The organism is Arthrobacter crystallopoietes BAB-32 (assembly GCF_000328305.2).
Taxonomy (GTDB): domain Bacteria; phylum Actinomycetota; class Actinomycetes; order Actinomycetales; family Micrococcaceae; genus Crystallibacter; species Crystallibacter crystallopoietes_A.
Genome location: NZ_ANPE02000033.1, coordinates 1 through 5,994, shown reverse-complemented (window position 1 = coordinate 5,994; position 5,994 = coordinate 1). Strand labels below are relative to the sequence as shown.

The following is a 5,994-nucleotide window of genomic DNA, read 5'->3' as shown; positions in this document are numbered from 1 at the left end:
GGATTACCGGTACCCCAACGACGTCCACTACAGTTACCAACAGCCCGCCAAGGCAGCATAGGAAAAACCATCAATTCCGCTGTCCGAAATTCGCGAAGCAGCCCACACGCCCTGCTGCAGGCCCACCGGGCTGCGGCAAGGGATGAAGGCTTCCAAACCGATTACCGGCAGCACCGGCCCATGGTCGAACGCTCGATCGCCTGGCTCACCAGCGGCAACAACCGGCGGCTGCGCTACCTCGGAGTGGCAAAAAACGATGCCTGGTTCCGGCTGCGGGCCGGCGCCGTGAACCTCAAACGCCTGCTGAACCTCGGACTCACCGTCCGAAACGAGGCCTGGGCCCTCGGATAAGCCCAACGGGGGCAACCGGCCCTGCCCAGGGCCGGCAGGACCCCCGTCCGAGTGCCCTGCACTGAGGAAACGGGCTGCCGCAAGCTGCCGCAAGCCTCAATCACTGCCCGCTCCCACGCACCCGGAAACGCCGAAGGACTGATCCAAGCGTCAATTCGCCCGAACCAGCCCTTCAAATCGACCCTTGTTCAGCAACGTCCTAGGCAAATCTGTTGGCCTCTAGTGGCTGTTTTGGAGCCCAAATTCCGCTCAATCCAGCCACTACGGGCCAACGGATGATCGACCAACGTGCACCCTGGATGGCACCCCGGCTGAAGGGAAGCTCATTGGCCTCCCGCGGCGGGTCTGACCAGAAGATCTCACCGCGGCAACTACCAAGCTTCCGAATCTGCCGACAGCGTCGCACGTCCGGCCCCGACAACAGCTTGCGCCGCTCCGTCGTCGACCGCGGCACGTTCGAGGACCATGTCGATGTGGTTGGTTAGCGAATTTCGCTCCAGTTCATCCGCGTAGCGTTCTATGGCCCGTGCGACAAACTCCGAACGACTCACTCCAAGCGTCTGAGCCGCCCTGTCGGCTCGCCTGAGGGTTTCATCTGGCATGGAAACCGTCGTGTTCATGTAAGCAGTATGACCGCGCATCAGCAGAGTTGCTTCGAAGTCACGTCCGTTGGTGAGATGAGGCCGTGTTGCAGGCGCTGATTCAGCCTCAGCTCGCCACTCAATGGCCTGGGTGGAGGTACCGAGTCAGGCCATTGTGCCGCTCGGGGCGTCGGAGGAATATGTACCCTACGACGCCGCCGGGAAGCGGGCAGGGGGTCTGAAGCCCGCGCGAACCTGGTCGGCATGACCAGCAAGGACCAGGCCCATGACCACTACCGAACCCGGGGCACAGACGGTGGGCGAACCCGGGACTCAAGCATCGGAGCTGGCGGTTAACGCTCCCGGGACTCAAGCATCGGAGCTGGCGACTAGCGCTCCCGGCACTCTCGCATCCCAGCGGCCAGCAATCGCTCCCGGGACCTCAGCTTCCCTGCGGGCGGCAGCCATCGCCGCCATGCCCTCCTACCAGCTGACCAATACCTTCCTGAACAACTCCACCTACGCCCGCCGCAAGTCCGAACCGACAGCCTGCGACTTCGGCTTCGGCAATCCGCACCAGATGCCGCCGGCCGAGTACGTCGATGCGCTGCGTGAGGCTCTCACCCCGCGGAACAACGAGTGGTTCGCCTACAAGACCAACCTGCCGGAGGCGCAGGAGGCGGCGGCCGCGTCGCTGCAGCGGCTGCTGGACGTGCCCTTCGAACCCGAGCACATCTACCTCAGCACCGGAGGCTTCACCGCGATCGCGATGGCGCTGAAGGCCGTCGCGGATCCAGGCGACGAGGTCGTCTTCAGCCTGCCGCCGTGGTTCTGCTACGAGCCCATCTCGGTGGAGTCCGGGCTGGTGCCGGTCAAGGTCAGAGTCAACACGGACACCTTCGACCTCGACCTAGACGCGATCGGCGGGGCCATCACGGAACGCACGCGCGTGGTCATCGTCAACTCCCCCAACAACCCCACCGGCCGCATCTACCCGCCGGAACTGCTCGCCAGACTGGCCGCCCTGCTCGAGGAGGCCTCGGCCCGGAACGGCCGCCGCATCTACCTCGTGTCCGACGAGGCCTACAACCGGATTGTGTACGACGGCGCCCGCTTCCACAGCCCGGTCGAGTTCTACCCGTACACCCTGCTCGCCTACTCCTACGGGAAGACCCACCTCTCCCCCGGCGAGCGCATCGGCTACCTCGCCCTGCCCCCGACCATGCCGGACCGCGAGCTGCTCCAGCCCGTCATCGGCGCCCTTCAGGTCGCCACCGGCTGGGTCTACCCCAACGCCACCCTGCAGTACGCGCTGCCCCGGCTGGAGAAGTTCTCCATCGACGTCAACCAGCTGCAGCGCAAACGCGACACCATGGTGGAGGCGCTGACCGGCATGGGCTACCGCGTCAACAAATCCGAGGGCTCCTTCTACCTCTACGTCGCATCGCCCAACCCCGACGACCTCGCCTTCACCGAACGACTCGCCGCCAGCGACGTCTTCGTCCTGCCCGGCGTCCTGTTCGAAACACCGGGCTTCTTCCGCATCTCCCTCACCGCCAACGAGGACATGGTCGAGCGCAGCCTGCCCATCTTCCGCCGGGCCATCGAGGAGCTCTAGCGGCGGCACGTCCGGCCACGTACGACGGCGGGTGGGCCCCCGCCGTCGTACGTACGCCTTTGCTGCGGGTAACGCAAGCGGGACAAAGCTCCCCGCTGACCCGTGCCTGCATAGAATAAACGGATGATTCCAACCCGGGGGACGGCATGAGTTCGCGCCTGCATAGTCTGGTCATCGAGACGGTGGGCCGGCGCATCGTCTCCGGGGAGCTCGCTCCGGGCGACACCATGTTCTCCGAGCGGCTGGAAGAGGAGCTGCACGTCTCCCGCTCGGTGGCCCGCGAGGCGGTGCGCGTGCTGCAGTCCCTCGGCCTGGTGGAGACGGTCAAGCGCGTGGGCATCCGGGTGCTGCCGCGCGAGCGCTGGAACGTCTTCGATCCGTCGGTGATCCGCTGGCGGCTGGCCGACGCGGGCAAGGGCGCCCAGCTGCGGTCGCTCACCGAGCTGCGCTCCGCCGTCGAACCCGCCGCCGCGGAACTGGCCGCGCTGCATTCGCCGGAAGACATCTCGGCGGAACTGTTGGGAGTCGCCGCGCAGATGCGGGCCGTCGGCCGGGCCGGGGACCTGCAGCGGTTCCTGGAGCTGGACATCCATTTCCACGCGCTGGTCCTCGCCGCCTCCGGGAACGAGATGTTCGCGCAGATGGAGTCGATGATCGCCGAGGTGCTGCGCGGCCGGACCGATTACGGCCTCATGCCGGACCATCCGCACGAAGAGGCGCTGCAGCTGCACGTCGACGTCGCCAACGCCATCCAGAGCGGACGCCCCGAAGCCGCGCGTGAAGCGATGGACCAGATCATGCGGCGCACCGTGGCCGAGGTCGAGAGCGTCTGGCGCGACGAGCCCCGCGTGTTCAGCTGAGACGGGCACCACTTCACTGACAGGCCGCCGGGCCCACACCATGGAACGGGTTCACCAAGGGCCTAACGAACGACAGCGCGTCCCGACTGTGTCGAAACCGCGCCGTTACGGATCTCACGACTTCTGTCTTTTTCAGAGTTCCCCTGCACGGGGTCACGGGACGGCAATGCAGACTAAAGGTGTAGGTAAGGGACTAGCTGGAGAAGTGATGCTCCATCCATTGCCGCAAGCGCCTCTGTTGGTACCAATGGTTGATCGTGTATCTCTGGGCACTGACAGCATCGAGCAGTAATCCGACAGGGACCGCTGCGTACTGCCCAACAATCTTGTGCGAATTGCTCGAGTGGCAAAGGCGGATTATGAAGCCATAGCTCTTGCTTAGCATCTCTCGGGTTGCCGGTGTTAGCCGATCGCCTAATGACACCATGGCAGCTTGCAGTCCATGGGCCTCCTTCGGCAGGTTCTCGCGAAGATCCTGGGCCCGACTTTGGAGCACTCCGTGCGTCTCTGCGTCCTCGTGCTCGGAGCCAATCATTTGGCCACAGCTAATCATCATGGAGTTCAAGGTGCGGATCAGTGCTATTCGGTCTTGAGCGCGCATCCTGAACATTTCATTGCGAACCTCAAAACGCGGCTTCACCCACCAGTCGAATACTAAGGTGACGAGGACAGTAATGATGACAGTAGGCACAAGGGTTCCTAAATCAAGCCCACCGTTCTCACGGACTTGCCCTGCTTGGATATAGAGAGTCAACCAGACCTGTCCTTACCGATAATCGGCTCGCTTCTCAGCCTCCAGTGCAATAGCGAGGCGCCACTTGAGCACATTCCCGTATATTCCCAGAGCCAGTAGACCCAGCCCCAGCACTGGCCCAATGAAAGGAATGGCAGCTAGGAACAGACCTACGATAATGCTGATGCCGATCATCGAGATCCCCGCGGCTTTGTGGAGTCCAGGGCTGTATTGCCTGTCCTTGTCTGTAATGGCCATCAGCTGTTTCCCAACTCGTACCCGTGCAGCTGCTGCCTCAGCATCACGAACAGTAGGTTGATTGCTTTGGAGTGCCCACGGCTGAGAAGCCGGCGGCTCGGGAGCAGCTGGGGCGTTCTGGTGCCGGGTTTGGCTGGCGCGTTCAGCTTCGGTATATGCCGGCGGGATCGCGTAGGACAGCGCCTCGCCAACCAACGATGGGAAGGCCGCCATCGTCCGAAGCCAGTCATCGGAGAGCTCGGAAGCCCTAGCACCTTGAATGACAAGTTCGGCAGCGAGTCCGGACCCTTTGATTTTCGCCCACACACCGAGCTTCGTGCCCACGTCTTCCGCGTGCCGAATTGAAGGCAGATAGTGGGCCGACGTTGTGGCCGTCAACTGGCCGACTCGCTCGCCGTCAAGCCTAACTTCCACCAGTTCCTTCTCGCTGCCGTTCCTGAGCAGGTGCACCATGCGATGCATGGTCAGAATCACCATCCCCTCTCCAGACGACGGCACGTAATTGAACAAATGATCAAAGTGCTTGTCCTCGCCCGTAACCTGCAGTGCGCCGCCCCACGGCAGGACAGCGACGTCTGAAAGATTGCCGTTATTTAAGGGAATGATCTGGTCGACAGCGGGAAGGGCTATTCGAATGTTGGCATGGAACCGTGTGGATTCTTTTTCCGTCTCCCAATCCCACTGCTTTCTACGAACCGCCCAAATCGACGCTTTGGTGGTTGCTACGGATTTAGAAGCGGTAATTCTGTGAATAACTTCTCGATATTCGGCAGCGGCAGGACGTTCAAGATATCCCACTACGTGTCCCCCGATGCGAACGGAGATTGCGTTGGCATCGAACGGGTTATCGGGTTCCGGGACTAAGAATGCTTCGAACTCTTCACTAACCTGTTCGTCCAGCCTCGGCTTCCTGCCAAGCGCAGCGAGGATTTGCGCTTCGCGATAGAACTCCCCAACGATTTCATAGTTCGTCCAGTTCAAGTTGCCTGGCAGGAAGTACTTCTCCAATTTGTTTCCCCCTAGTTATTTCCGATGCCCCCGGGCCGACCGCTTCCTGTGGTGGTGGGTTATGGCCCAGCCATGAACCGATTCAATACCCCACTGACAAGACTAACGGGAAGGACTGACAGAAAAGAGCCTCGCTAGGCCGAGAGCGTCTGGCGGGACGAGGCCCGCGTTTTCAGCTGAGTAGCGGCACTTCGATAAGGTGTGCCCTAGCCCAGGCTTCAAGCCGGCCACACCTTCACCTTAACGACGACGGCGCGGCGCCGGACTGTGCCGGAACCGCGCCTTTCGCTGGGGTAAGTGTGCTGCTACTCCGCGTCGCCGAAGCGCAGCAGCACCTTGCCGCTGCTGGCCGAGTCGCGGGCCATCCCGAAGGCCTCGAGGGCGTCCTCGGCGGTGTACTCGTGCGTGATCACGGGGTCTGCCTGCAAGGTGCCATCGGCCAGGGCCGCGATGACGTCGTCAATCTCGTCGTTGAAACGGAAGGAACCGACCAGCTCCAGCTCGCGGGTAATGGCCAGCGAGATCAGCGCGGGCTGCTCGCCGGAGGGCAGCAGGCCGACCATGACCACGCGGCCGCCGCGGGTG

The 5,994-nt window shown here is 62.7% G+C and carries 6 protein-coding genes and 1 pseudogene; 3 read left to right on the top strand and 4 right to left on the bottom strand.

The genetic code is table 11. The features are described 5' to 3' along the window. Positions 1-57: 57 nt before the first annotated feature. Positions 58-351: a transposase gene (locus D477_RS21560; protein WP_081608414.1), complete on the top strand. Its 294-nt coding sequence runs from the start codon at positions 58-60 to the stop codon at positions 349-351. Between the two features lie 371 nt (positions 352-722). On the opposite strand, the gene D477_RS21555 is transcribed toward D477_RS21560, so the two are convergent. Continuing rightward, on the bottom strand, positions 723-971 hold the full coding sequence (locus D477_RS21555; RefSeq protein WP_005266294.1) for a ribbon-helix-helix domain-containing protein: 249 nt from the start codon (positions 969-971) through the stop codon (positions 723-725). A gap of 436 nt (positions 972-1,407) precedes the next feature. On the opposite strand from D477_RS21555, the gene D477_RS00790 reads away from it, so the two are divergent. Together D477_RS00790 and D477_RS00785 are read left to right on the top strand one after the other, a co-directional pair. Then, positions 1,408-2,550 (top strand): aminotransferase class I/II-fold pyridoxal phosphate-dependent enzyme, encoded by a 1,143-nt coding sequence (locus tag D477_RS00790; RefSeq protein WP_005266292.1) that lies wholly within the window; start codon positions 1,408-1,410, stop codon positions 2,548-2,550. 146 nt (positions 2,551-2,696) lie between these two features. Then, positions 2,697-3,410, top strand: a complete 714-nt coding sequence (locus tag D477_RS00785; protein ID WP_005266290.1) for a FadR/GntR family transcriptional regulator — start codon at positions 2,697-2,699, stop codon at positions 3,408-3,410. A 193-nt stretch (positions 3,411-3,603) separates the two neighbouring features. Here D477_RS00785 and D477_RS00780 read toward each other — a convergent pair whose 3' ends face one another. The 3 genes and pseudogenes from D477_RS00780 to D477_RS00770 form a co-directional block, all read right to left on the bottom strand. Then, positions 3,604-4,164 carry a hypothetical protein gene (locus D477_RS00780; RefSeq protein WP_150109925.1) on the bottom strand — a complete coding sequence of 187 codons (561 nt, stop codon included), beginning with the start codon at positions 4,162-4,164 and terminating at the stop codon, positions 3,604-3,606. Positions 4,165-4,176: 12 nt separating this feature from the next. After that, on the bottom strand, positions 4,177-5,409 hold the full coding sequence (locus D477_RS22100) for a hypothetical protein (protein WP_150109924.1): 1,233 nt from the start codon (positions 5,407-5,409) through the stop codon (positions 4,177-4,179). 305 nt (positions 5,410-5,714) lie between these two features. After that, positions 5,715-5,994: pseudogene (locus tag D477_RS00770) on the bottom strand (L-idonate 5-dehydrogenase); the annotation flags it as partial.

Bases quoted from the DNA above. Each gene is read 5' to 3' on its own strand.
- D477_RS21555 (WP_005266294.1), bottom strand. From the start codon at position 971: ATGAACACGACGGTTTCCATGCCAGATGAAACCCTCAGGCGAGCCGAC.
- D477_RS00790 (WP_005266292.1), top strand. From the start codon at position 1,408: ATGCCCTCCTACCAGCTGACCAATACCTTCCTGAACAACTCCACCTAC.
- D477_RS00785 (WP_005266290.1), top strand. From the start codon at position 2,697: ATGAGTTCGCGCCTGCATAGTCTGGTCATCGAGACGGTGGGCCGGCGC.